Here is a 23,578-nt window from a genome sequence, read left to right as displayed (position 1 = left end):
TCCCCTTTTTCGTGATCCGGGTTTGTTATAAAGCCTGGTAAGTTACCTTACCGAGTTGAGCTCCTCCGGAAATCGTAATATCCGTATAGGTATTCTTCGGGAAAAATATGCTGGTCATAACAGACAATCCGTTGTCGGCAAATAACTCAACCGATGCATCGTCGATAACCAATGTCAGGTTCATAGGATCGCCGGTTGCGAAACGGGGAACAGTGTGCCGGCCAGCGAAACCTTTTTCGAAACCAGTTTCCCCCGATTTCGTCCTGTCAATGAAATATTCCTGTTTTCCCTCATCATACCCTATCACCGTTTGTTCGCCCTGGTTGTTCGACAATGTGATGGTAAAGGATGCTGCTTTGGGAAGCGATACGCTTACCCTGGCAGCGCCAGCCAGTTTACCTGCTTTCGAGGTGAGCTGGTAATTATCCGCACTCACATTTTCTGCCTTAAATACCTTGCCGCCGATACGGTTAAATTCCCTCACCGGCTCGGAAGCTACCAGGTATCCCTTTCCTGTTTTAACCAGTTTCAGATCCCTGGCAATGGTAGTAGCACTGCGCCAGTTGCCGGTAGGAACAACATTCGCATATTGCCAGTTGCTCATCCAACCAAGAAATATCCTGCGGCCAGGCGTATTGGACCAGGTGATACCTGCATATTCATCAGGCCCGTAATCCAACCATTTAATGTCCGTATGGTCAGCCTTAAATACATGCCCGTCGAAACTTCCTGTAAAATACTGGGTAGCAGATCCGCCGTTAGGCCCGCCGGGATTGATGTTCACGATCAATACCCATATCTCCTTTCCTTTATCATTTAAAGGGAAAAGGTCAGGGCATTCCCACACCCCGCCATGCGCTCCCAGGTTCTCACCAAACCGGCTTTCTTCTTTCCATTGTTTCAGATCAGGGGAAGAATAGAAGGTGATGTGATCTTTCGTAGCCAGCGTCATGATCCACTTCTTACCGGCTTCATACCAGGAGACTTTAGGATCGCGGAAATCGCGGATGCCCGGGTTAGATAATACGGGGTTGCCTTTATACTTTGTCCAGGTCTTTCCTTCATCAAGGCTATACGCAATACTCTGGTTCTGGAACTTATCAGATCCCGCCTGCTCCTGGCTATGATTGTGATTGGTATAGATCGCTACCATTGCGTTCTTTCCAAAACCTGCGGTATTCTTTGTATCTATCACCGCGCTTCCGGAAAAAATAGTTCCCAGGGTGTCGGGATAGAGTGCGATGGGTTGCTCTTTCCAGTGAATAAGGTCTTTACTGGTAGCATGGCCCCAGTGCATAGGTCCCCAAACCGTGTTATGAGGATTATGCTGGAAGAAAAGGTGGTAGGTTCCGTTGAAATAAACCATGCCGTTGGGATCGTTCATCCATCCCTTCTTAGGGCTGAAATGGATCTTCGGGCGATGCAATTCCCCTGTCTTATCCTGCGCCCAGGCCAGTGCCGGCAAAAGCAATGCGATAATAACGTGTCGTATTCTCATAGCATATAAATTAGTTGATCTGGTATAATTTCAAATTTTTAACCTGCAGGTTGCTGTTGGCGGCGTAAATTCCCCAAAAGCTGTTAGACAACGAATAGATCCTGGAAGTCAGCGCCACTTTATCATCTATATACAGGGTACAAACAGTGCCATCTATCACGACCTTCAATTGGTACTCCCTTCCCGGGGCCAGGGAATAATTTACAGCGGCATTGGTGCGCGCTGCGCCGCCATTCATATAAACGCTGGCAATACGCTTCGCCACCCCATTGATGTCAAGTATGTAACGGTTACCCTGGCCAAACGATTTATCCATCCCGAAAGCCAGGCCAAACTGTGCATTGATATCTGCTCCCGTAATGGTGGCTGTTATCATTTTCTTCCCGCTTACCTGGTCGAAAACGATGTATGCAGGATCAGCAGCCGTTTTAAAAATAATATTTTCCTGGTCCTGCTGGATTGCCGCATCTTTAAATACCGTACGTGGAGCGATCGGATCTGAAATCCTTTTCTCTGTCGCCGCCGGCAGTTTTACATTCAGCGTACCATCGGGGTTCTGCGACAATTGGTGCGAAACCAGGTTGCCGCCCCAAAGCCTGTCGCCATTGTCGCCGTTGTCGGCATTCCGGGGCGTCCAACCAACGAGGTAGCGTTCCGTTTCATTACCGGCAGTTTTACCCGCGTAAAAATAGGAACCGTCCAATATATCGTTCGCCGGTTTGGTCCATGGCCCGTTCATTGAATTGCTGTAGCGATAATGCACCATAGGATGCGCGCCGTTTTCGGAGAATACAAGATACCAGTAATTACCGAATTTAAACAGGTTAGGACATTCCATCATCACATAATTATCAACATCCGCCGTATAAAACAAACCCTTGTAGGTCCAGTTATCCGCCGCCGGATCTTTTGTAGTGAATTGCGTGATAACGGCCCTGTTATTATACCTGGAGGCAACCAGCATCAGGTACTCGTTGGCTTCTTTGTTGTATATAACTTCTGCATCCCTGAAATTATACAGGTCCGTAAATCCCTCCGGCGAATAGATCGTATAACCGTAATGTTTAGTCCAGCTCTTCAGGTCGGTGCTGGTAGCATACATGATACATTCTCTCGATTTCCCGAAAGCCCAGTTCTTTTCATCCGAATAAGTATAATACATGTAATACTTATCCCCTGCTTTGATCACCGATCCTGTTCCGATCTTTGTATCCGGCTGGTCTGCATTTCCAAAAGGCATTACTCTTCCTTTATACTGGTAGCGGGAAAAATCGTTCGTTTCAAAAGTATGAATGGGATGGTAACCGTAAGAGGTCCAGTCGCCGTCGTGCAGGTAAAAAATATGGTAAACGCCATTATCATAAAAGGGCATGGGATCCCCTGCAAAGCCGGAAGAATAATATGGCTGGCCGCCGGCAGGTTGCATCCACATGGCCGGGGGCGCAGGGTACACCGGGCTTCCGGCGATAACATCGGGCGTCAGCCCTCCCTTCCCGCTTTTCTTGCAGGCAAATAAAGCTACTACAGTGCATAAGCACCAAAGATGTTTATATGTGATATACAGACTACTTTTCATGTTCTCGTTTTCGTACAAATATTTTTAAGGATGCGTTACCGTGATATTGCTGAAAGTAGCATCGCTGTGATCAACAAAGATGCCCCAGTTAGTATTTGGCGCACGGTAAATCCGGTTGGTAAAAGCTACCTGGTCGTTGATGTATACCACAACAACCGAGTGTTCTACTACAATCTGGATTTTATAGTTCGTATTCGGCGCAAGCGTTACCGGCACATCGTTTACCGGCGTGCTATCCAACTGGCTCCTGGGCTTCGTCTCGAACTTGAATTTATTGAGCGAGGGTACAAAACGAAGCTGGTAGGTATTTTCATACCCATCGCAGGCGCCGATGAAAAACCCGAAATCTTTTGATGAACTGGCATACGATACAGTGGCAGTGATCATGTACTGATCCCTGTTAACGGGATTGTATAACACGTTGGCCACATCCAGGTCTGCATTGCTGATAAGGCGGTATGATTCCGTACCCGGCACTGTATTCGTTACATTTCCCCATTGGCTGTTTTTGGTGAATGGTTCCGATGCCGTTTCCAGCCAGGCTTTTACAGTGTGAGGGATCGCGGTAGCGAGATCGCCGTTGGGCAAGGCGTATATCTTATGGGTCACCAGGTTGCCGCCCCAATCGGGAGTGCCGCTATCCGTATTCCCCGACAAGGTATGACACCAGGCAAATATATAGGCATCGCCGTAGCCATCCGGAACGGCTTTAGCGGCATAATATGCGTTACCATCTATCCGGTCGGGCCCTGCGGGCATGCTCCAGGGGCCGTTCAGCGACGTGCTTTTCCTGTAATGAACATAGCGTTGGCTGGCATCATTCACACTCTGGTCCGAGAACATCAGGTAATAATAACTGCCATATTTAAAAACGGAAGGGCATTCCATGTTGAAGTAATTATTGCTGCCTCCATCATAAAAAACGCCCTGGTAGCTCCAGTTCAGCAGGTCGGTGGACGTATACTTCGCTATCACGCCGCGCCATGCACCATTGTGGTTCTTGCGGGCGGTGATCAGCATCAGCCAGTTGTTGTTTACATTATCGCGGATCACGAACGGATCGCGCCAGTTATCGTTTTCATCATACCCGATACCGGCCGGCGTATTGATAGTAGCAAAACCGGCGTTCTTCACAAAGCCGGATACCGGGTTGGAGGAAGTGGCCAGCATAACGCCTTCTCTCCTCACCCCATTCGTACATCCTGTAATGTCGGGGTTATGACCTGTATAGAATGCGTAGTAAGTGTTGCCGTTCTTAACCAGGCTGCCTGCGCCTATGGAGTTATCCTGGGCGCACGGATCGCTGGCCGATGCAATAATGGAAGCAGTTTCCGTATAGTTATGAAAGTCGGAAGTTACAAAGCCGAACCAGGGGTGTTTCTGACCCGCGGCGCTCCAGATATTCTTTAAAAAATACAGTTTATAATTACCGGCAACAGAATCATAGAACGGGGTAATATCGCCTACCCGAACATTATCGGAGCACATGCGGTAGATGGAATAATTGATGCTCTCCGGCATGGCCGTGCACTGAAGCGTTGTGGCGCTGGTGGCAACGCTGCTTAACGTCTTCCTGTTGTCGGATGCCATAGGGTCGTATGACCGTTTGTTGCAGGCGTTCAACGCCACTGTAACCAACAACGCAAAATGAAAGAGATGTATATTCATACCGTTAAGATTTATTGTTATAAATAACTTATTTGCTCAGGTACTTCAGGGTGTTGGCCGTCATCTTCTTTATGTTGGGAAGATAACTGTTCGCAGGCTGGTTGCCGCTGTTGGATGGATCGGGTTCTGAATACCAGTCGTAACACCCGGAACTGATGGTAATAGTTTTACCATGCGCGGCAGTTCTAGGAAATTCGGCCATTGTTACAACGGTATTATGATCGCCGTCCCACTCTGTACTTCCCAGGTCGATACCGCCTGTTTGCGCGCGCCAGTTGGCAATAGTTCCATAACCTCCCCAATCAGGCACATACCACTGGGCGGTATGATTGAGGCGGTAAACGCCATTGGAAAGCATATACACCGTGGCATAAGGTTTATCGGGCGTGAGGGAAAGCCCGGCAAAGGCCGGATGGTTTTCATGCCCTTTAAAAGATATACCCCAGGCCCAATTTGGCTCCAGCCATTGTTTGCCTGTTGGGTCGCCAAAATTATTGTTAGGCGCTTTTCCTGCGGGCACTATACCCAATGCTTCCACATACCTGGCGCCATAAGAAGTAAGGAGGAACGATCCGCCTTTCGAGTAGTAGGTTTTCAGCGCAGCAAGTATATCTGCATCCAACGCGATGGCAGGCAGGTCCTGGGTATTATCTTCATGCCACCAGATTGCTGCGAACACGCCCAGATCAACGCTATGATCTTTGACGTGATCGAAAGACAGGAACTGCGCTTCCGGGTTATCTCCGCTCAACCATACCCAGGCTGCTTTCTCATCAGGATTGGTAATATCATTTGCCGTAGCGGCAGTGCTCAGGAAGGCCACTTTTACGGGCGTGGTAACAGTTACTGTATAATCGATAGCTACCTGCCCTTTGCTGATCCTGTATACCACCGGGTTGGTGAAATCTGTAGCCTGGCCGCTGGCAGGATCAACAGTTGCGCCGGCCGCCAGTTTTATTTCCGGCGTCAGCGCTGTCAGGTCAGTACCGGATGGCACTACCGCCCTTATCGTGCGGGCATTATTGTCGATATCTGCATTCACTCCCTTTACCACGAACGACTGGATGACTTTTTCTTCAGAAGCTGTCACCGTGTAATCTTTATAAATATTACCGTTGATCACCCTGAAGCGTACCGCGTTCTTCAGGTTCACAGTTGCGCCGGATGCCGGCGTTACACTGGCTCCCTGGGGCAATGTGATAGTTGGTATCACTTTGGTGAAATCGGTTCCGAAGGGCAATGTGATGTCAATGGTTCCTTTTATTGTATCAATAGCGCCCTTTGCCCCTGCTACCTCAAAAGAGGTAATAGCCGTATTGCCGGAAAGGTCCAGGGCTATGCCTCCGTCATTCCGTTCGCAGGAGAAGAGCAGCAACAGCTGGCAAACAGCTGTCATATAAGACAGGAATCTTTTCATAACGCAGCGATTTGTCAGTTTACTTAGTAGTTGATATTCTGTTTGTACACGCCCCTGCTGAAGTTCAGTTGATTCTGCGGAATAGGCAGGTATTCATGTTTGTTCTTCGTGAAATTCGCGCTGTTCAGGAAAGAACGCCGTGTTTTTTCAACGAGGAAATATTTGTTCAATGTTTCGGCCGCAATGCCCCAGCGAACAAGATCGAAGAAACGTTGGTTCTCCTGCCCCAGTTCGAGGCGGCGTTCAAACCGCAATGCTTTTCGTGCTGTTGCCTGGTCCCAGGTAACATTCACTCCCGGTACATATAAACCTACTTTGTAATGGGCTTCATAGCTGCCATCGGCCTTCTTCAACCGCCCGGTACTATTGGCGGCCCGCTGGCGTATTGCATTGATCAGCGGCAGCGCATCGGCCTGGCGTCCCATCTCTATCTGCGCTTCTGCCTTCATTAAAAGCACTTCTGCAAAACGCATCAGTATTTTGTTCTTTGAATTTGGGAAGAAAGGAGGACGGGCTACAAAATATTCCCCATCCGGCGATACGTTTTCTTTCATCGACGCGTAGATCCCGTAAACAGCCGGGTTGCGGTTCCAGGTTTCTTTATACACCCTTGCAGGTTCGTACTTCCAGTTAAATTCCGGGATGCCTACAGTATGGTTCAAACGCGGATCAACGTTATCCTGGTAGGGATTCACATTCACGTCGTTGAAGGCGTCCAGCAGGGGAAGCCCGTTCACATCTGTTCTGAAAGCATTTACAAAATTCTGGCTGGGTTTATGAAAATCGCAACATCCCAATCCCTGCGGTACGCTCAACGCATCTCCGAAATTGAGATGGCCTACATCCGTACCGTCATTCTGTGAGAACTGGATTGCAAACATGCTTTCCGGCCCGTTTTCGTACCTGCCGGGTAAAAAGTTGGCAGCATAATCATCTTCCAGGCGATAGGATGAAGTCATAGCCTGGTCGCAGGCGTCTATTACCTGCTGCATCTTCTGCATATCCACGCCTGTAACATTATAATGCTCGTCCTGCCTGAATCCCTGGTAGAGCCTTGTTTTAGCCAGGAAGGCATACGCGGCGGCTTTCGAAACCCTGCCTTTATCTGCCTGTATATCCGGCAAATGATCGGCGGCATATTGAAAATCGCCCGCGATCTTTTCCCAAAGGCTGTCGCTGCTCAAAGCAGTATTAGATACTTTTCCATAATCATCCAATGGCACATTCTCATCCAGGTATGGTATCCTGTTAAACAATTCTTTCAGCATAAAATAATACAGGCCTCTCAGGAACCTGGCTTCACCGATGCGTTGTTCTTTCAACGGGAATACCGACTTATCTATCTTATTGAGATACGATAACGCAGTATTGGCACGGCCTACGCCTGTATAGATCTTAAACCATTGCCCGTCGAAAGGCCAGAAGTCTGCACGGGTATTGGCAAACGTTTCCATAAAATGGAATTCCTGCCCATCGCCTTCATCACGGCCTCCCTTATACGCATCGTCGGACCGTACATCTCCATACTCCCACAAACTGTATGACACGTTGATATCTCCGCTTGTTAAGATCGCGTAAGCTGCCGTTACAAACTTATCCGCGTTCTCAGGTGTCGCTACCTGGTCGGGACTTAATACTCCCTGTGGTACTATATTCAACTGCTTATTGCAGCTTGTTATTAAAAAGCCCGTGATAACGAGACTGTACACTAATCGTTTCATGGTAAAGACGTTCTTGGTAAAGATTAAAAGGTTACACTTACACCGCCTGTAAACACAACAGGATTGGGATATCCAAAGCCCGGGTTCTCAGGATCCAGGCCGGTGAATGACTTGTTCTTATGCACAAGCCATACGTTATCGCCACCTACATACACCCTTAATTTTTGGATACTGAGCCTGTTAAGCAGTTGTTTCGGGAAGGTATAACCCAGTTGAATATTCCGCAGTTTCAGGTAATCGCCCCGTTCTATGAAGTAGGTAGAAAACCTTGACTCGAAGTTGTCGTCGGTTGCCGATATGGCAGGGATAGACGAATTCGGGTTTTGCGGCGACCATGCGTTCAGCAGGCGGCTTCCTTTGTTGGAACCTGTTTCTCTCACGCTCCAGAAATCCGTATTGTATTTTACATCATTGATAACAGCGTTGCCCTGCACTCCCTGGAAGAAAGCAGAAAGATCAAAGCCTTTCCATTGTACGGCCAGGTTAAGTCCATAAATAAAATCAGGATGTGGCGCTCCTATCCAGGTGCGATCCCGGTCGTCGATCACTCCATCGTCGTTCAGGTCTTTGTACCGGATCCGGCCCAGGCCTTTGCCTAACTGCCTGGCCGATTCGTCCACTTCTTTCTGCGTTCTGAACAACCCATCTGTTACGTAGCCGTAGTAGGAGTTTACAGGGCGCCCGAGAATATTATCGTCCAGGCCATTGCCGCCGTAATTGTTCACGACAGATTCCGGCAGTTTGGTGACTTTATTTTTATACCCCGAGATATTCCCGGATACCTGGAATTCCACTTCGCCGATACTGCCGTTATAAGTAAGCGCCGCTTCCCAGCCCCTGTTCTCCATTGATGCGCCGTTCACCCATTGGTTGCCGGCTTCGCCCAGTACGGCGATGTAAGGGGGCAGTACCAATATGTCGCTGGTCTTTTTGGTAAAGTATTCGAAGCTTCCTGTCAGTTTCTGTTCCCAGAAGCCCACGTCTATTCCGTAGTTGCTCATGGTAGTTGCTTCCCATTTGAGGTTATCATTACCCCGTTGGGTGATATGATAACCGGAAGGAAGCGTGCCCGTATTCGCGCCCGCTATGTCATAAGAGGTGCCATTATAATCTGTTACATAAATGGAGTAAGCGCCCACGTTGCTGATCTCCTGGTTGCCCGTTTGTCCCCAGCCATAGCGGAGTTTAAGATCGCTGATGAAGGAAGGAGCATTTTTCCTGAAGAACTCTTCCTGGCTTACGCGCCAGCCAAGCGAGAAGGCTGGGAAAGTACCGAACTGGTTGTGGATACCAAACCTGGAAGATCCGTCCCGGCGTATGGTAAAGGAAGCAAGGTATCTTGAATCATAAGTATAGTTCACTTTTCCGAAGTACGACATCAACGCGTTGATAGCGCCGCCCCCTCCATTGTTTTTCTCGCCGGTTCCGGCATCCAGGTATGTATAGTTCGGATCTTCTATCGCGTAATTCTTCCTGCTGGCCCAGAACGAGAGGTCGTTCTGTTTATAGAATTCAGTTCCCAATACCGCGTTCACCAGGTGTTTGCCGATGGTACGGTTATAGTTCAGGGTGTTGGTCCATGTAACCCTGGAGCTGTTGGAATAGTTCATTGTTAGCTGGTTCTCGTTCCCTACCAGGTATCCCGACTGGTACTTTTTCAGGAAGTTATCCGCCAGGTAATTGCCGTAGTCAATACCCGCGCTGGTGCGGAGGTTCAGGCCGGGAATGATGGACAGGTCCGCATAAACGTTGCCGAATAACCTTAGGTACTTGTACCCGTTCTGCTGGTTATCCATCAATAGCCTCACAGGGTTTTGCCTGTCGTTCATCCCGCCCCAGGGGCCTCCCCAGCCGATGCCATCTACGGTATGCACGGGCACAATAGGCAATGCCTGCAGGGAGAGGTTCAATACGCCCGGGTCCTGTACTTCTTTTGTACGGTTGATGGTGAAGTTCTCTCCTACCTGCAAACGTCCTTTCAGGAGTTTGTAATTGGCATTCATGCGGGCGGAAAGACGATTGAAATTGGTTGTTTTTATCACGCCTTTGTTATCGAAGTACCCCACAGAAAACAGGTAGCTCCCGTTCTCTGTTCCGTTGGTAACAGAGAGGTCGTACGATTGCACGATGCCAGTCTGTGAGATCTCGTCGAACCAGTTGGTGTTGGAAGTCCGCATTGTTCTCCTGTCGCCGTCGATATATTCCGGCAAGAGGATCTTATCCAGCACAGGAGTTCCGTTGTCATCCGCATGCCATTGGAAATTGTAACCGATGCTGTTGGCATTAGGATCTCTGCCGGTATTAACGGCAGCCTGCCAATAGGCCTGGCCATAGCCTCCCGCATTCAGCATTTTGGGTTTGGTTGTATAGGTTTGTACGGCGGTATAGGCGTTTACGTTAACCTGCATGCGGCCGGAGCGGCCTTGTTTGGTTGTAATGATAATCACGCCGTTGGCAGCGCGGGCGCCGTAAATGCTGGCTGCCGACGCATCTTTCAGCACCTGCATGGTTTCAATATCGCTGGAGTTGAGCTCATGCAATCCCGCTTTGGTTGGCACGCCGTCGATGATATATAACGGGTCGTTATCGTTCAGCGTACCAACTCCCCTGATGCGCACCGTTACCGGCGCGCTGGGCGAACCGCTGGAAGTGATAAAGACGCCGGACACCTGTCCCTGCAACGCTTTAACAGGATTGGCCACTGCCTGTTTCTTCAGGTCGCCCACGTTCACCACGCTTACAGCGCCGGTAAGATCGGCTTTGCGTTGCGTCTGGTAACCCGTGATCACTACCTGGTTGAGATCTGAAATGTTGGCCGATAGCTCTGCTACGATCTGTCCGGATGCCGGCACCGGTACCCTGATGGTGTTCATCCCGATACAGGAGATGGTGATCAGTTCATTTGCCTCGGCTGCCAGGGAGAAATGCCCTGTACTGTCTGTAGTAACGGTCTGTTTCTGCGAGATCACAGTAGCGCCGATAACAGGTGTGCGTGTATTCTTATCTGTTACCAGGCCTCCGACCTTCTTTTGCTGGGCAAAACCATGAATGGCGATGCCAAGAAAGATCATTGTTAGAAATCTTTTCATAGTCGTGGAAATGTTTTACAATGAAATAGTGTTAATTAATCGGGAATGGAGCAGATGATATTAGTCCTGTCTATTTCACTGACATCGTAATCAGGGCAGCCGCCTTTTTTTGTAGCAACGAAAGCCCCTACTTTGCAGGCAAATGTCAATGCTGCATCTACATTTTTGTTTTCCATAAATTTTGAAAGAAATGCCGCCAGGAAGCTGTCGCCGCTCCCAATGGTATCAGCAACCTGTACTTTAAAGCCATCATGTAAATAAGAATGATCCTGGTGTTTGATAGCCGCTCCTTTTGCGCCGCGGGTGACAATAAGCGTTTCGATGTTGAACCTGTGTTGCAGCAGCTGCATCTTTTCTTCTATGCCGATATAGTCGCCGTACCAGCCTGTTACAAGTCCCAGCTCTTCCTCGTTCATCTTAACTATATCTGCCTTCCTCAACAGGTAGGTGATATGTTCCTTGTTAATAAAAGGCGCCCGCAGGTTGATGTCCAATACTTTGGTGCAGGGAAGTTCCATTAAAGCCAGCAGGGTATCCCTGGACCCTTTGTTACGCATGGCCAGGCTGCCAAAAACAAAATAGCGGGATTGGGAAATGAGCGTTTCATGATCGGGCTGTTTTTCTATATAATCCCAGGCTACATCTTCCACTATATCATATTTCATATCGCCCGCTTCGTTGGGAGTGGCAAGCACAATACTGGTTTTGTGAAGGGCATCTACCTGTACAAAACTGGTGTCGATACCTTTGTCTTCAAAGATCTTTCTTAAAGCAATTCCCCTTTCATCGTTTCCTAAACGGGAGATAAGCGTGGCTTTACGTCCAAGTTTGGACAAGTGGTAAGTAACATTCATCGGCGCTCCTCCGGGCAGTTCCTGGCCCGGCAGTACATCCCAGAGGATCTCACCAAAACAGACAACCTCGTTTTTCTTATTCATCATGATAATCGTTTCTTAATAATAAAATCTTAAACCGGCTGGGTGGCGCTTTCCGTGTTCTTTACGCCTAACTTCTCTTCCATCTCTTCCAGCGACACGCCTTTCGTTTCAGGCATCCGGAACAAGACCCAAAGCAATTGGGCCGTCATCATTACCATGAAAAAGAGGAAGATCTTGGCAGGGCCGATAGCCGGGTTGTTGGCAAAGAATGGGAATACGCTGGTGATGATGGCCGCCATGATCCAGTGAACGGAGCTGCCCAGCGATTGACCATAGGAACGAACCTGGTTGGGAAATATTTCTGAAATAAATACCCAGATCACAGCGCCCTGTCCGATGGCGTGAGAAGCGATAAATAGGAACACCAGCACCGGCACTACCATCCCGCCCAGGTATTGAAAGTAGAACGCGGCGGCAATAGCCCCCAGGGAGATGATATACCCGATGGAACCAATAAGCATCAGGCTTCTGCGGCCAAGTTGGTCGATTAACCGGAGGCCCAGCATGGTGAAGATCATGTTTACCAAACCTACTCCCGCACTCTGGAGGAAAGCGGCGCTTTTTCCCAGACCAGCCAGTTCAAAGACCCGTGGCGCGAAATAGATAATGGCATTGATCCCGGAAAGCTGGTTGAACATGGCCACTAATACCGCCATGATAATAGGCCTGGCATAGCGTTTTGAAAAGAAGGCGGACAAACTGGCTTTCTTTTTATCTGCCTCTACTTCCTGGCGGATCGCCTGGATGGCGTCGTCGACCCCTTCGGGATCAGAAACTTCCAGGATTTTACGGGCGGCGGTATAGTCGTTCCTGTGAACCATCAGCCAACGGGGACTTTCAGGTACGAAGAACAGCAGCGCAACGAAGAGGGCTGCCGGTATGGCGAGTACTCCCAGCATCCAGCGCCAGGCTTCATCGCCCTGCGAGGCTAACAGGAAATTGGAAAAGTAAGCGAGTAAGATACCGAATACGATATTGAACTGGAAAGTGGCTACCAGTTTTCCCCTGCTTTTGGCCGGCGCAATTTCAGAAATAAACATAGGCGCCACTACGGAAGATGCTCCTACTCCCAGCCCCCCAATAAAGCGGAAAACCATAAAGGTGATAACATCATGCGCCAGGGCGGAGCCTACAGAAGATATAAAGAATATGATCCCTATCCAGAGCAGTACTTTTTTGCGCCCGTATCTTTCTGCCGGAATACCTCCCAGCAAAGCGCCTATAATGGTTCCATATAATGCTGCTGCTAAAGCCTGGCCGTGGACGACATCACTTAAATTCCAGATATGCTGTATTTGTTGTTCGGCCCCGGAGATGACCGCTACATCCATTCCAAAGAGTAAGCCTCCCAGAGCAATCACTATGCTCCAAAATAAAAGTCTGTTTTTCATAACGTTGAAATAAATCACTTTTGATGGCCTGAAAATAACCCCTGGCAGCTCCTCGTTCATTTCAATTTTGTTTCTATTACTTACAAACTTTTAAAAACAGGTTATATATTTGATTATCAATTCATTAATGATCATTACAGAAAGGCGTTTTTAATTTTTGTATCAGCAGATTTTAAAATTGTATCGCTTTATTTCTATTTTTGGCAACGATGATCTCCAAAACAGCTTTTAGGCGCCTGCTATGGGTTTCCCTGCTTTCTCTCCTGCTGCTTCCGGCCTGCCAGGAAAAGCAGGAGAAGATTTATTTAATAGGTATCTCCCAACTGGGAGATGCGGATGCCTGGCGCAGGGAAATGAAGGAGGAGATCGACCGGGAACTGGTATTTAACCCAGACCTGAAAATTCTTTACAGGCAGGCTAACTACAATAGCGCCGAACAGGTGCAGCAGATCAGGGAGCTGGCTGCCAGGAAAATAGACCTGCTGATCGTTTCGCCCAATGAGGCGGCGCCGTTAACACCGGTTATAGACAGTTTATATAAACAAGGTATCCCTGTTGTAGTGGTTGACCGGAACATTTCTTCTGATTCCTATAATTCATTTATCGGGGCCGATAATATTGAAGTGGGCAGGCTGGCAGGGCAGTATGCCGCAAGCTACCTGGATAAAACAGGCAATATTATAGAGATCACCGGGCTTCCTTCCTCTACTCCCGCCCTGCAAAGGGAAAAAGGATTCGGGGATGAAATTGCCCGTTACCCGCATATCAACGTTACTGTAATACAGGGCGACTGGCTGGAAGGCAGCGTGCAACGGCAGCTTCCCCGGATGAAAAAAGAGCTGCAGAACACCAGGCTGATATTTGCCCATAACGATGTGATGGCCAATACTGCCGCCGCCATCTGTAAAGAACTGGGATTTCCGGGTATCAAGGTTATCGGGGTAGATGCACAGCCCCGGACAGGCCTGGAATTCGTGGAAAACAGGTCATTATTGGCTTCGGTACTCTACCCGACCGGGGGAGGCGAGGCTATCAGGGCAGCCGCAAAGATCCTTCACGGGCAGGAAGCGCCGAAACGCGATTTCCTGAGAACCATTATCGTAGACAGTACCAACGTGGTAATGCTGCAACAGCAGTTCAACAGGGTGATTGCCCAACAGAAGGACATTGTACGCCAGGACGGCCTGCTAAAAGAACAGGCAAGAACGTTCAGGACGCAGAAAAACCTCATCCTTATATTAATTGGCAACCTGGCCCTGCTCCTGATGCTCTCCGGCCTGTTGATCTATTTAAGAAGGAAGAATATAAAAGCATATAAGCTGCTTCAGTCGCAAAACCATGAAATCCGCTCCCAGAGCGAGCAGATTAAGGAAATGGCCCAGCAGGTGCAACAAGCCAGCGAACAAAAGAGCAACTTTTTCACTAATATCTCGCACGAATTAAAAACACCGCTTACCCTCATCCTTGCGCCAACAGACGAATGCCTGCAAAATCCTAGAACGCCTCCGCATATACGCTCGCAGTTTGCCCTCATCAAGAAAAGCGCATCCCGCCTCTCGCTGCTGGTAAACCAATTGATGGATTTCCGCAAGCTGGAGTTGAACAAAATGCGGCTGAAGATACAGGAAGTGGATATGCTTCCTTTCATTAACGACATTATCGACGCATTTAAAGGACTGGCCAGGCAGCACCAGATCGACTGCCGGATGATCACCAAAGAATCATCTGTCAAACTCTGGATCGACCCCGAGAAAATCGAGAAAGTATTCTTCAATATATTATCCAATGCCTTTAAGTTCACCGCCGACGCGGGGCATATTTATGTGATCGTGGAAAAACATGACGACTCGAACACCGTATCCATAAAAGTGGCAGATTCGGGGTTCGGGTTAAGCGCACAGGATAAAGAACGGATTTTCGATTTCTTTTACTATGGAGATGTGCATAATCAAAATGGCAGCGGCATCGGTCTTGCGCTTTCGAAAGAGTTGGTAGAACTGCACCACGGAACCATTGTGGCTGACAGCGAAAAGAACAAGGGCACCGCATTTACCATTACCCTTCCTATGGGAAAAGACCAGTACACCGACGACCAGATCGTACCGGTCAAAGACTGGGGCTACAACAGCGAAATGGATACCTGGATCGCCGATTACAACATAGGCGCTATTCCACAGGCCATTCATCCGCAACCCGCCGAACACGGTTCTTCTACCGGCAACACTATCCTTATCGTGGAAGACAACGACGACCTGAGGGCCTTCCTCGCTAACCGCCTCAGTTCCAGGTTTGCAGTTATCACAGCAAAAAACGGTACCGAAGGCGCCCGCCTGACGTTCGAAGAAATGCCCGACCTGGTCATTTCAGATATCATGATGCCGCAAACCGATGGTTTGGAAATGGCCCAGGTACTGAAAGCAGATATCCGGACCTCTCATATTCCCATCATCCTGTTAACGGCTAAAACAACCGACGAACAAAAAGTTGCAGGACTGAAAACAAACGTCGACGCCTATATCACCAAACCATTCAACAGCGAAGTATTAGAAGAAACCATTAACAACCTGCTGGAAAACCGCCAGCGGTTGAAAACCCACCTGACAGCCGACATACCCAGGGAGGCGCTGCCACAGGCCAACAAAAGTGAAAAAGCGTTCCTCTCCGGTTTCAACGCGATCATAGAAAAGAACCTCTCGAACGAGAATTTCTCGATCCAGGATCTCTGCGATGAAATGGGACTTTCCAAGATCCAGTTGTACAGGAAAACCAAACCTTTGCTGGATGTAAGCATTACAGAATACATTCTTTTACAACGGGTACAAAAAGCGAAGTACCTGATACAGTACGATAACCTGTCTTTTGCTGAAATAGCTTACGAAACAGGTTTCTCTACTCCTTCTTATTTTTCTACTTCCTTTAAAAAAATTACAGGAATGACGCCGAAAGCGTATAAGGAGAAGTATGGAGCGAAGATGTAGAAAATGGATTTGCAACATTTATACCCCGATTTGAAACATTACACGACCCTGTTTGAGCCGCCTGCATTATAGATTTACCCCAAAAAATCCACGTACATGAAAAAAAACCTCCTAAGCGCCAGTTTAGTGACTCAAATGCGTATCCGCATACCCGCTGCAATCACATTCTTCTTTTTCCTCATTGCCATTATTTCTTCCATTCAATGCGGGAAGAAAGGAAACCCCGCACCCGAATTGGGAGTTTCCGCGACAGAGATCTCGTTCCTTCCCGAGGGAGGAACATCGGACCTGGTGGTATCCGCAAACGCACAATGGAATATCGTAAACATGGCTTCCTGGCTGGAAGTCAGTTCAACAAAAGGAAGCGGTCCGAAAACCAGCATAAAACTAACCGCATCGCCCAATACATCAGGCACTACACGGTCTGTGATCTTAACAATTTCGGCAGATAACGGCCTGGCCCAGAGAGTTTCCGTTAGCCAGCCAGGCAGGTTATATCCGAGTTATAATACATCTCCCAAGCCTGCGGATATCAACGGTATGGAAAGCAACGCCGTTCAACTTGCAGCAAAGATCAAAGTCGGATGGAATATCGGCAACACCCTCGAAGCAATAGGCGGCGAAACAGCCTGGGGCAATCCGCTGATCTCGGAGAGCTATATAAAATTCGTTAAGCAACAAGGGTTCAATGCCATAAGACTTCCATGTTCATGGAACCAGTATTCAGACAAACTCACAGGGAAGATAGACGACAACTGGATGAACAGGGTAAAACAGGTAGTGCAATACTGCGTCAATAACGACATGTATGTTTTGCTTAACATTCACTGGGATGGCGGCTGGCTGGAAAACAACTGTACCCCGGCGAAACAGGATTCTGTAAACGCCAAGCAAAAGGCTTTCTGGGAACAGATTGCCACCGCGATGCGCGACTTTGACGAACACCTGATGTTTGCCAGCGCCAATGAGCCGAACGCCGACAACCCAACGAACATGGCGGTACTCGCAACCTACCACCAGACCTTTGTTGATGCCGTTCGCTCCACCGGCGGCCGAAATACGTACCGTGCATTAGTTGTACAGGGCTCTCCGCATTATTTTAAATCCATGCCTGCAGATTCCACTCCCAAACGCCTGATGTATGAAGATCATAACTATACCCCTTCCCAGTTCACCTTCCTGAATGAAGACGTATCATGGGGCAAGATGGTTTATTATTGGGGTGAGGGCAACCATTCTGCCATTGAACCCGATAGAAATCCTACCTATGGCGAAGAACCGGATTTGATCGCCTACTACCGCCAAATAAAACAACAGTTCATAGATAAAGAGATCCCCGTTCTGCTGGGCGAATACGGAGCGTATCGCCGAACCACGCCCAAGGAGCTGGATAAACACAACGCATCAGTTGATTACTGGATTACCTTCTCAACAAAACAGGCTGTCTCCAATGGATTAAAACCGTTCTTCTGGGATACGGGCGGGGCGCTGGACAGACGTAATAATACAGTTCGCGACCAACGTACTATTAATGCGATTATGGCAGGAACGAAATAACAACAGGCATTGCCTGCTGTTAAAGCTGCAAGACAGATCAATGGCTCGCTGAGTGGTAGAGATTAATTAATAATAAACAAATGAATAGAAAATTAAGTTTGATGGTAATGACGCTGGTAATGGCAACAAACAGCCTCCTGGCGCAAAACCACGGGAAACGTGCAGCAACCCAACCAGAACGGATAGTGGATGTAAACTACAACGCCGTTGCAGGACCACTTACCACTATGCTGAATGAATGCGTGGGCGCGGGACGCGCAGCGGAAGGATTACGGGCCGACTGGCAGCAGCAGCTGGCTTATGTCAGGAAAGAATGTGGTTTCAGGTATATCCGTATGCATGGTTTATTGGGGGATGAAATGGCTATTTATACAGAAGATGAAAAAGGAAACCCGCAGTATAACTTTATGTATGTAGACGCCTTGTTCGACTTCCTGCATAGCATAGGCATGAAGCCCTTCGTTGAACTGGGTTTCATGCCATCCAGGCTGGCCAGCGGAAACAAGACCATCTTCTGGTGGCGGGGAAATGTAACGCCGCCAAATTCGGTCAATCGGGAACGGTGCTCGACAAAAACCCGATGAGTGTAAGTGGAGAAGTACTCCAGTCGAGGTCCGAAATCCAGGCAGCCGGCATGCCTGAACTGGAACTGCATTATACAGAATGGAGCGCCTCCTATACGCCTGCCGATCCGATCCACGACAGTTACCATGAAGCAGCATATGTGTTGCAAAAACTCAAGCAAGTAGGGCATGCGGCTAATTCCATGTCGTACTGGGTGTTCACAGATATCTTCGAAGAACCTGGGCCGCGTTTCACTCCTTTCCATGGGGGCTTCGGTATGCTGACCATCCAGGGCATTAATAAACCTGTGTTCTACGCCTACCAGTTTATGAACCGCCTGGGAAGTACGGAACTTACGAATAAAGATTCGTCGTCCTGGGTGTGCCGCGACAGTTCAGGTAATGTACAGGCATTGGTATGGGATTTTACCAACACCCATCCGGGCGACTCGGTACATAACCAGAAATATTATATCCGCGACCTGCCTTCAAAATCTAAAGGAAAGCTCAGACTCAATATCAAAGAGCTTCCCGCAGGCGCCTATTCAGTAGAGCTCTATAAAGTCGGCTATGGATGCAACGACGCGTATACCACCTACCTGGCGATGGGCCGGCCTGCACAGCTTAACAGGACAGCGGTAGAGCAGATCAAAAAGCAGAACGACGGAGCGGCTATCTATAGAAAGATTGTAACAATCAATAAAAACGAATCGTTTGCAGAAACGATTGATATGCGGGAGAATGATGTTTGCCTGGTGAATATTGTGAGGCTGTAAATGTCATAGCTGCATAGTCGAACTCCTACTTATAAACCCTATCAACATTCTTTTTTCAACATCTGATCTTAAAAGATGATGAACAGAAATAGTTGATAGGGTTTTGCTTTCCCGCACTTGTCCATCCTCCCCCCTAACATTGTCCATTTTACCCCCATGTACTATCATTTAAAAAAATACCTTTATAAAAACAATGACCGATGGCAAATATCTTACACCGTATAGGGTTTAAAAACGCATCAATCGATGATGTTTACCGCGCGTTGACGACCAGGGATGGCCTCGCAGGCTGGTGGACTACCGACACTAAAGGGGAAGGCGACAAAGTAGGGAATGTTATCGAATTCAGGTTCGGTACAGATGGGTTTGATATGGAAGTTACGAAGCTCGATACTAACCGCCTGGTTCAATGGGAAGTAGTAGCCGGCCCCCGGGAATGGGTAGGTACAACCCTGAATTTTGAACTGAAAAAGGACGGCGACTATGTGATCCTCTTATTCAGTCAACAAAACTGGAGAGAGCCGGTTGAGTTCATGTATCATTGCAGCACTAAATGGGCTATATTTCTTATGAGCCTGAAGTCGTTGGTTGAAACAGGGAAAGGCAATCCCCACCCGTTTGATGTCAAGATCGATAACTGGAATTAAGTAATAAAAAAGCCGCTTAACTTACGAAGTCTAAGCGGCTCTTTTTTATCGTTTATCAATCATCATCCTCCTCCTTTTTGCTGTTCACCTTTAAGAAGGCTGCCCGTGTGGGAGACGGCGCGCTTTCGCCTTTCAAACCCTGCCAGAGGATCTCGTTAAAGATCAGGTCCGGAACCGCATCTTCCTTAGACCAGTCGAACTTGCTGCTTAACTGCGCGAGTTTCCCGCTTTCCGGGTTTCTTTCGGTAAGATCAACATTGGCCGGAAGATGATCAAACGCCGTATAATCAGGCGTATTCGTAAACGCTCTCCACATTGGTTTTGCGGCGGCATCGAACTGGGTCATTGGTTTCATTCCCAGGATCAGTTCAATGGTTCTCAGCATTCCTGAAGTTGAGTACATGGTATGATCAACGTATTTTCTTTTAACGTAAGGGCTGATCACATAGGCCGGGCTCCGATGCGCATCCACATGATCGGGCCCATTCTGCGCATCATCTTCCAGGATAAAAATTACACATTCTTTCCAAACCGGGCTTTTACTGATATAATCAACGAACATACCTACCGCCAGGTCATTGTCTGCAACATGTGCATAAGGCGTTTTTTTGCCGGCTCTCATTCCCTCGGTATGATCGTTACCGAAACGAAGGGTAGTCAATTGCGGTACTCTTCCTTCTTTAATCAATTCATCAAAATCGGCTTTCCACTGCCTGAAACGGGTGGTATCGGCGATGCTGAGATCGTAGCCCGAATAGTTCGTTGCAAAATGACCTTCCAGCGATTTGACATTCGCTTTTCCATCGTCCGCAAATTCGCCATACGACCGGTATGTGATATTATGACGTTTTGCATTGTCCCAGATGAAACCGTCCCTGTTGTTGGCTATCTCCCTTTCCCCTTCTCCTCCATAGGTTCCTCCCCTGCCTCCATAACTTGAAGGCCAGGTTTTTTCCAGGTAATCCGTCGCATAGGCGCCCATGCTCCAGTTATGTCCATCTGCACTCACTTCTGCATCTACATAAAAATTATCCAGCAATACAAAGTCCCTAACTATCTTATGCTGATTAGGCGTTATCTTTTCACCGAACAGGCAAAGGTTCGGATCACCGTTTCCCTGGGCCAGATCTCCCAACACCTGGTCGTAAGTCCGGTTCTCCTTGATCACATAAAAAATATATTTGATCGGCGAAGGCTCTCCCACCTTCATCGGTACCGGGTTCCCCACTTCGCCTTCTGCATTAAGCTCCTTATCTTTCGAGTAAGGCGTATTCCGGTAAACAGCCTGCGAATAGACCGACAGTACTCCTGGTCCCGGTTGGTCAATAAAACTCAGTGTTCCTTTAAAAAGACCGGCTATATATTGAATTTCCTGCGGCTTGTTCCTGTCGCCGGCATGCCTATCCACCTTCTCCTTTCTGTCGGTCGGATTCGGACCATGCGGATTAGCCATGGAAGACATCCCCTTGCCATTGGTTACCAATATCTCCTTATTCACCACTTTCACGTTGGTAGGGTACCAGCCTACAGGAATAAAGCCTTTAGACTGCGACTTGCCAGGTTGACTGACATCAAAAACCGCCAGGCAATTATTATCTGCATTAGCTATATACAATGTTTTTCCATCGTCAGACAGCGCTACTCCATTACTTGTAGAACCGCTAGGCGCGTTTGGGTACAAAGCTGCATTCAGGGTTTCCACCACCTGGCCTTTCGCGGTATTGATCACAGAAACAGAGTTATCGTTTGCATTCGCAACATATAACCATTTGCCATTCCTGCTGAAGGTAATTTCGTTCGGATGGCTTCCTACGGCAATCTCCTGCACTACTTTTCCCTGGTCTGTATCCCATACCAGCAATTTTTTCGCGCCCCAAACACTGACGTATAAACGTTTGAGATCGGGCGACAGTTTACAGGTATAACCTTCCGCTCCTAGATCGATCTTTGTTTTTATTGTTTTATGAAGAAGATCTATCACATAAAGCTGTTTATCTTCCCTGGTGACTACATACAACTCTTTCCGGATCTTGTCGTCGATCTCCAGCCCGGCTATACCAATTTTGTTGGGCCAGGGCTTACCTAATACAATGGAATCGTTCAGGGATAATTTGCCCTTGTTGATGCCATAGATCCTGATCATATTGTCGTGCCCCCCGGATGCATACAACAGGTCGTCTTTAGACGAGAAAGCCAGTCCATACCACGATTTTGCAATCACGATGCTGTCGACCTTCTTTTTTTGAGCAATATCTATCAGTTCAATGGTCTGCGTACTTTGCCCGTTGTTGGTAACCGCAGCCAGTTTTTTATTATGGCTGATCACGAGGTTTAAGGGCAGATCTCCCAGTTGAAGCTGGGCGCCGGCGGGCGTGATCGTCCATCCGTTAGGCAGCCCGGTTTTCCGTGTTTCCAATTCCTGTTTTATCCTGTCCTGCGCCCAAAGCAAAGAAGGCAATACCAAAAAACATTTGGCCAGCAATAAACCTTTTATATTTTTCATAGGAGCATAATTATAGATTCCGGGAGGAAAATGGAAGGGCGGTTTCTAAAATTAAGAAAAAGATAACCAGGAAATATCAGATGTGGGAGATATAACCTGAAATGAATATTCTTAATAGATGAGGTTGCCAGAAAAGTGGTTTGTGTATTACCTTTGCGACGGTTTAATCAAAAGATATGAGTCAATTTCTACATATAAACCTGCCTTTAAAAAGCAAACTAACATTCACCGCCAACCCGGTAAACGTAGCGCCATTACCGAATGGGGAGATGCTGATGAACTTTGCCAGTCAGCCGCTGATCACAAAGCTCAGTGGCAATCTTGAAATTATCTGGGAGAAGATCATACTTGGACAGAATGCCAATTATGTAAGCAGTAAGCTGTCTGCCTCTCCTGATGGCCGGCTGATCGCCATTGCAGGTATGACAGACATCCGTATTCTGGATGCCGAAGGAACAAAGATCCTGCACACAGTGGAACATGGTTCCTGGAGCTGGTTCCTGGGGGCGGCCTGTTATTTTTCGAAAGATAATAAAACAATCTGGTACACCCTGCCGGGCAACGAAAACGACACCGACGAACTGCAGGTAATGGATGCCTTTACTTTTGAAATAATTGCATCTTACCCGCTGCTGGAAAGCCAGCAATACGCGTATTTATTTCATGCAACACCGGAAAACGATACGATCCTGCTGGAAGCCGCCGCAGGCCAGGAACAGTGCATCCTGATGCAGTTGCAGCTGAAAAACAACGTTATCTCCCTGACCGAATTTCCTCAATGCGACGATGTGATCATGGGGAATTTTGCGCCATCAGGCAAAGAGTTTGTGATGGCTCCGCATTATGACGGACCGCTGGAAGTATACTCCTTCCCTGAAATCGCCAAGCTGGCGGAACAAAGCCAGGAAGCCATTTTCGATGGCAGTAAAGATTTTCCCTCTTCCGAGCCGGATTACATCAACTATAGCGTTTTCTTTGTAGATGACAGCAACATCCTGGTTGTATCTCGGTTTGGAAGATTGTTATTGCTGGATAGAAACGACCTTCGTTGCAAAGCAGAAGTAATGCCGGAGGGCATTGAGTTTACAGCTTATGACGAGGAAGGCAATCCTACGACCAACCCCGATTACATTTACGATTACAGCAGCAATATTATCAATGTGCTGATCGTGCATGACAAGCTGTTGCTGACGACGAGCGAAGGACAGTTGCGGAGTTATGACCTGCCGGTGTGATAAATGTTTTGGGCGCCTTCA

General features: G+C 48.1%; 15 protein-coding genes. 6 read left to right on the top strand and 9 right to left on the bottom strand.

The genetic code is table 11. From position 1 onward, the window contains the following. Positions 1 to 25: 25 nt before the first annotated feature. From BLV62_RS19345 to BLV62_RS19310, 8 genes are read right to left on the bottom strand one after another with little or no spacing between them, the layout of a single operon-like run. A complete protein-coding gene (locus BLV62_RS19345; protein WP_089763617.1) occupies positions 26 to 1,498 on the bottom strand; it encodes a glycoside hydrolase family 32 protein in 1,473 nt (490 codons plus the stop codon). Positions 1,499 to 1,508: 10 nt separating this feature from the next. Beyond that, the gene (locus BLV62_RS19340) at positions 1,509 to 3,074 is read right to left on the bottom strand and encodes a glycoside hydrolase family 32 protein (protein ID WP_089763616.1); all 1,566 of its coding nucleotides are present in this window, start codon (positions 3,072 to 3,074) and stop codon (positions 1,509 to 1,511) included. Between the two features lie 24 nt (positions 3,075 to 3,098). Beyond that, positions 3,099 to 4,742: a glycoside hydrolase family 32 protein gene (locus BLV62_RS19335; RefSeq protein WP_089763615.1), complete on the bottom strand. Its 1,644-nt coding sequence runs from the start codon at positions 4,740 to 4,742 to the stop codon at positions 3,099 to 3,101. 28 nt (positions 4,743 to 4,770) lie between these two features. After that, on the bottom strand, positions 4,771 to 6,159 hold the full coding sequence (locus tag BLV62_RS19330) for a DUF4960 domain-containing protein (RefSeq protein WP_089763614.1): 1,389 nt from the start codon (positions 6,157 to 6,159) through the stop codon (positions 4,771 to 4,773). A 23-nt stretch (positions 6,160 to 6,182) separates the two neighbouring features. Next, positions 6,183 to 7,880, bottom strand: coding sequence for a RagB/SusD family nutrient uptake outer membrane protein (locus BLV62_RS19325; RefSeq protein WP_089763613.1), 1,698 nt, complete (start codon positions 7,878 to 7,880; stop codon positions 6,183 to 6,185). A gap of 23 nt (positions 7,881 to 7,903) precedes the next feature. After that, on the bottom strand, positions 7,904 to 10,969 hold the full coding sequence (locus BLV62_RS19320; protein ID WP_089763612.1) for a SusC/RagA family TonB-linked outer membrane protein: 3,066 nt from the start codon (positions 10,967 to 10,969) through the stop codon (positions 7,904 to 7,906). 35 nt (positions 10,970 to 11,004) lie between these two features. Next, positions 11,005 to 11,910: a carbohydrate kinase family protein gene (locus BLV62_RS19315; protein WP_089763611.1), complete on the bottom strand. Its 906-nt coding sequence runs from the start codon at positions 11,908 to 11,910 to the stop codon at positions 11,005 to 11,007. 26 nt (positions 11,911 to 11,936) lie between these two features. Next, positions 11,937 to 13,298: a sugar porter family MFS transporter gene (locus tag BLV62_RS19310; protein ID WP_089763672.1), complete on the bottom strand. Its 1,362-nt coding sequence runs from the start codon at positions 13,296 to 13,298 to the stop codon at positions 11,937 to 11,939. A gap of 209 nt (positions 13,299 to 13,507) precedes the next feature. Between BLV62_RS19310 and BLV62_RS19305 the strand changes: the two genes are divergently transcribed. The 5 genes from BLV62_RS19305 to BLV62_RS19290 all read left to right on the top strand — a co-directional run bounded on the left by BLV62_RS19305 (position 13,508) and on the right by BLV62_RS19290 (position 19,819). Next, positions 13,508 to 16,276 carry a substrate-binding domain-containing protein gene (locus BLV62_RS19305; protein WP_089763610.1) on the top strand — a complete coding sequence of 923 codons (2,769 nt, stop codon included), beginning with the start codon at positions 13,508 to 13,510 and terminating at the stop codon, positions 16,274 to 16,276. A 96-nt stretch (positions 16,277 to 16,372) separates the two neighbouring features. After that, a complete protein-coding gene (locus BLV62_RS19300) occupies positions 16,373 to 17,833 on the top strand; it encodes a cellulase family glycosylhydrolase (protein ID WP_211117864.1) in 1,461 nt (486 codons plus the stop codon). 80 nt (positions 17,834 to 17,913) lie between these two features. Then, positions 17,914 to 18,417: a GH39 family glycosyl hydrolase gene (locus BLV62_RS28605; protein WP_211117859.1), complete on the top strand. Its 504-nt coding sequence runs from the start codon at positions 17,914 to 17,916 to the stop codon at positions 18,415 to 18,417. Continuing rightward, positions 18,351 to 19,172, top strand: coding sequence for a GH39 family glycosyl hydrolase (locus BLV62_RS19295; RefSeq protein WP_211117857.1), 822 nt, complete (start codon positions 18,351 to 18,353; stop codon positions 19,170 to 19,172). The genes BLV62_RS28605 and BLV62_RS19295 overlap by 67 nt, the downstream gene beginning before the upstream one ends. A 200-nt stretch (positions 19,173 to 19,372) precedes the next feature. Next, positions 19,373 to 19,819 carry an SRPBCC family protein gene (locus BLV62_RS19290; RefSeq protein WP_089763609.1) on the top strand — a complete coding sequence of 149 codons (447 nt, stop codon included), beginning with the start codon at positions 19,373 to 19,375 and terminating at the stop codon, positions 19,817 to 19,819. A gap of 55 nt (positions 19,820 to 19,874) precedes the next feature. On the opposite strand, the gene BLV62_RS19285 is transcribed toward BLV62_RS19290, so the two are convergent. Then, entirely contained in the window at positions 19,875 to 22,322 is a 2,448-nt protein-coding gene (locus tag BLV62_RS19285) for a beta-propeller fold lactonase family protein (RefSeq protein WP_089763608.1), read from the bottom strand. A 176-nt stretch (positions 22,323 to 22,498) separates the two neighbouring features. Here BLV62_RS19285 and BLV62_RS19280 point away from each other — a divergent pair, with 176 nt between their 5' ends. Then, positions 22,499 to 23,557: a hypothetical protein gene (locus BLV62_RS19280; protein WP_089763607.1), complete on the top strand. Its 1,059-nt coding sequence runs from the start codon at positions 22,499 to 22,501 to the stop codon at positions 23,555 to 23,557. Positions 23,558 to 23,578: the final 21 nt, after the last annotated feature.

Origin of the sequence: Chitinophaga terrae (ex Kim and Jung 2007), from assembly GCF_900107795.1 — a bacterium.
Lineage (GTDB): Bacteria > Bacteroidota > Bacteroidia > Chitinophagales > Chitinophagaceae > Chitinophaga > Chitinophaga terrae.
The sequence above is the reverse complement of the archived record's forward strand: the minus strand, read 5'-3'. Positions and strand labels throughout refer to the sequence as shown.